The sequence below is a fragment of the Ligaoa zhengdingensis genome, assembly GCF_014384885.1.
GTDB lineage: Bacteria > Bacillota > Clostridia > Oscillospirales > Ruminococcaceae > Ligaoa > Ligaoa zhengdingensis.
Window position 1 is genome coordinate 1 of the sequence record NZ_JACRST010000055.1, and the last position, 4,623, is coordinate 4,623.

Here is a 4,623-nt window from a genome sequence, read left to right on the forward strand (position 1 = left end):
TCTGCGTCCGCTTTCGCAATCACTGCCTTCGCTTCTTCCAGCGCTTTCTCAAGCTCCGCCCAGCTCTCGGCCGTGTACCCGCTCTCCTCGTACTTCCCGTCGATCGCTTCCACCAGTTCTTTCAATGCAGCTTTGTCGACGTCGCTCGGAATCTCTCCGCTTTCTCCGTAGATGTTAAACTCCCACAGGCCGGTCTTCATATGTGCGTCTTCGGCATCGTCGTAGTAGCGCTGCATGTCGGTGATGGTGATCTTGACAAAGCGCGCCTGAACCGGCTTGCCTTCGTCGAACATGATGCCGACCTCTTCGTTGTCGGTGCGGTCTGCGTACATCTCCCATGTTTCGCCGTCCAGCGAGTATTCAATCTGATATTTGTGCAGGCGATGAGGCAGCCAGAAATCGGACTTAAAGCCGGTGACCGTCTTGACTGCGCCCAGGTCAACCTGCAGATACTCCGCGCTATCCGGATCGGACGCCTTTGGCGCGCCGGCTGCCTGCCACATGGTGGCGTAGTTGTCATCCAGCGCGTATTTGGGCTCGCGGAACGGGTAAGATGCGTTGTTTGATACGCTGGATGCGGTGACCACCGTATCCGCATCGGTGAGGCGAGCTCTCCTCTCCACACCGCGGATGGCGTCCACGCCGTCCGCGTTATGAGTCGGACGCACCTCTTTGATAAAGCCGTCCTCGGTGTAGTAGATGCGGTCGATGCAGACCTGGCGGTGCACACGGCCGGTTCCCGACTCGGAGGCCAGCTTGTGATACACCAGGTAGTCCTGCAATTCGCCGTCGATCTCCATCTGGAGCACCGAGTGGTGGCCGGGGCCCTTCGCCATGAAGTAACCGTCGGTGGTCTTGTTGGGCGAGGTGCGAATGATCATATTGCTCGGGGTATCCGAAAAGTATTCGGTGGGATCGGGCAGATAATGATACGGGCCCATGATCCCGTCGTCGCTGTAGGCATAGCGCAGCTTATAGCTCGCATCTGAATAGTTTTCGCAGGAGTAGGTCATATAATAGCGGGTAAAGGTGCCGCCGTTTCCGTCGTCCAGTTCCCTGGTATAGACGAACGGGCCCTCTGCAAAATTCTGGTGGCCACCGCCCACCGTGACATCCTTGCCCGGCGCGTAGCCGCCGTTGCCGCCAAGCGAACCGTACAGCAGCGCTTTGCGGGTACCCGGCACCACCTGGGTCAGGTCGTCGGAGTTGAGTTCCTCGATAAACAGCTTCTCATAGATGCCGCCGTAGAGCAGATAGACCTTATCCGTCTGCGGATCGTAGAACACGTGCGGATCGTGGGTGCTGTTCTCCGGGCTGGCCGAACCCGGTTCGCCGTATGTGATGCACTTCTTAATGGTGAACGGCCCTACAGGATTGTCAGACACCGCAACGATGTTGTTCTCCCGCTCATCGTCGGCCAGACCGGGACGGTTGTCGTACACCGTGTAGTAGAGGTAATAGATGCCCTTCCACTCGATGATCGTGGGCGCCCACTGCATCCGGTGGGTATATTCTCCGCCGTAGCTCTCCTCGTCCACCAGGAGCTTGAGTGCATGGCCCTCCCAGTTGACCAGATCTTTGGACCAGAACACCATCGGGGTATCGCACCAGTCGCGGTCGGTGGTGTTCGCGTAGATGTAATAGGTATCCCCAAACTTCTGTATCGTCGGGTCGGCTCCATAGCCGGGCAGGAGCGGGTTCAGGTGATGCGGCGCGGAAACCGGGTCGTCTTCCGCCAGATAGCTGACCGCCGCTGCAAGCTCACTCTTTGCCTCGTTCACCTGCGCCTGGGTGGCATCCGGGTTCTCCAACACCAGGCGAGCCGCTTCCAGCGCATCGTTGAAGCGCTCCCAGCGATCCTCCGGGTAGATGCTGATGTCCAGGTCCTTGTTGTCGTCGTAAAGCTTTTGCAGCAGATTCTTGTAGACCGTCGTATCCACATAATCGGGATCGTTGGACACCACAAAATTGTCGTAGGCCGCCAATGCGTAGTGCGCGCGGAAGCCGACCGAGCCGCTGCTGAACTTGCTGTCGTTGACATCCAACATCAGCTCGCCGTCGAGGTAAATTTTGATGTTGTTGCCGCGGCAGACGATCTTCATACGGTAGACGTCGCCGACCTTGACGTTGGCCGCGACTTCCTTTTTAAAGGCGCTGTCCCAGGCGTTGTCGCACCGGCCCAGGCCGACCGCGCCGTTTGCAAGATACGCATAGTAACCGCGGTAGCCGTCGCCCCGATCCGTAACATCAGCCGCGCGGAAGATGACGCCCGCATCAACTCCGCCGCCGCCCAGATACGCGATATCGGTTTCCAGCATGAAGTCGCTGACCGTCAGTCCGCCGATCAACTCCAACTTCTGCCCAGGCGCCGAGCTGGACGCGGTTTTGCACATGCCGTCCTCCAGCAGCCAACCGCTGCTGCCTCCGCCGTACTGCGCCCAGTTGTTCTGGAACAGCGCAGCGTCCGAGAAGTCGTCGTGGTAGGGGAAGGACAAACCTTCGACCACACGCACGTTGAAGCTGGTCTCCTTGCCCTCATACGACACAACGACCGGAATCTCGTCCCCAGCTGTGGAGGAATCGAACGAAATCTCCAGCGCGCTGGCGGGGATCGCGCGGGTGCTTCCGTCTATGTAGGTGGCCGTCACCTGCAAGCCCGAGGTGTTGATCAGATCGCCGACGAAGTAAAGCGTCTTGTTTGGCAGGGAGGTAACTTCGATCTTGCTGACCTCCTTGGACGCATAAGCCGCGATCTTGACATTGTCGTAGGAGGCGGAGGTGCAGTGGGAGCGCAGCCCAAAGCCGCCGCTCGGATACTTGTCATCCTCCAGCGAGATCACTTCTTCCCCGTTCAAAAATACCTTAATCAGGGTGCCCACTGCCGAAACCTTCAGCTTGTAGGTCTCGCCCTGCGCAATCCCCTTGGGGACCGAAGCGAGGTTGCCCAGCCACGCCTGGTTGGCATGGCCCAGCGCCACATCGCCATTGGACTTGATATAGGCATAGTAGCCGGTGAAGCCGTCGCCCTTATCAACAATCCCGGTGGTGCGGAACAGAATGCCCGCATCGCCCGCGCTGTTGAGCTTGATGTCGGTTTCCATCTCGCAGTTCTGGGCGTTAAAATCCTTGAGTGCGAGTTTCTGCCCCACGCCGCCAGGATAACCGGCGGTCAGCGAGGTGCACACGCCGTCCGCGATCGCCCAGTCGCTTTGGTTCATGCCGAACTTTTCCCAATTCACCCCGATGGTGTCCTCGGAAAAGTCGTCGGAAAACTCCCGCTTATCGGTGTAAGCGGTGATTTTAATGTTGTCGTACGAAGCGGAGGCACAGTGGGAACGCAACCCAAAGCCGCCGCTCTGGTACTTGTCGTCCTCCAGCGAGATCACCTCTTCGCCGTCCAGGTAAATCTGGATGGAATTTCCCATCGCCGACACCTTCAAGCGGTAGGACTTGCCCTGTACGATCCCCTTGGGTACCGACGCGAGGTTACCGCCCCATGCCTGATCGGCATGGCCCAACGCAACGCTGCCGTTGGGCGAGATGTAAGCGTAATAGCCGGTGAAACCGTCCCCCTTGTCCGCAATGTCGCTTGCGCGGAACAGGATGCCCGCGTCGCTGCCGTTGTTGAGTGTGATATCGGCTTCAAATTCACAGTTTTGGGCTGTCAGCCCGTTGAGCGCAAGTTTCTGACCCACACCAGCCGGATAACTGTCGGCCAGCGAGGTGCATACGCCGTCTGCAACCGCCCAGTCGCTCTGGTTCATGCCAAATTTTTCCCAGTTTACACCGATGGTGTCATCGGAAAAATCGTCGGTGAACACCGTCTTGTCCAGTTCAGCGGTTGTTTGTGCTGCCGCATAGGCCGGCACTGTCCACATGCCCATCGCCATTGTAAATGCCAAAAGGGCCGAAAGCACTCTGCTTCCTTTTGTTTTCTTCATTTTTCCACTCCCTTTGTTAAATTCTGTTTGCTGCCGCTAAAATCTTCAACTCCTTTCAATGCGGCGAATCTATCGGTAAAAATAAAACAACTGCTTCATCTTCTACTTTTACTTTACCTCTTTTTTCTGGAATAGTCTTTACAAAATCAATATATTTTTTTAAGATATTTTAACATTTTATCACATTATTAACATTCCATTTTAATATATTCTTGTAATTTAACCCTTTATTACTTAATTTTTCTTATTTTGTCTCCTGTTTTTTTCTCTACTTCCTTATTTTTCCCTATTATATCATAAACCGCCTCCAATTTATTTACGATTTTTTAGCATCTATTTTAGATTTCATGATAATTCATGAAATGACATGATGTTTTTCATGAAAAATTACATGTTATTCCATTTTTTCTTAATAAAAACAAAAATCGCCCGGCGAATTCCCCAAATAAGGGGCTCGCCGGGCGATTTGCCTTTGATTTTATCGTTTACTTCTCATGTTTTTTGTGAGCCACAGCCAGCGCTGTGCCGCCCAGGATTGCCGCCGCCGCAATCACAATTGCCGTGATGGCCCAAACCGGCATACCGGCTTCCGCCGCCTCGACAGGGGCCTCGGCCTGCGCCGCGGGCGCTTCCGCCTCAGCCGGGACCGCGGGCTCGATCACCGCGGGAACTTCGGGCGCCA

General features: G+C 55.7%; 2 protein-coding genes. Both read right to left on the bottom strand.

The genetic code is table 11. The features are described from left to right. A partial coding sequence (locus H8711_RS13245; protein WP_249283840.1) for a 3-keto-alpha-glucoside-1,2-lyase-like domain-containing protein occupies positions 1-3,941 on the bottom strand: 3,941 nt, incomplete at its 3' end. 485 nt (positions 3,942-4,426) lie between these two features. After that, positions 4,427-4,623: hypothetical protein (locus H8711_RS13250; protein ID WP_249283841.1), on the bottom strand; the 197-nt coding region annotated here is incomplete at its 5' end.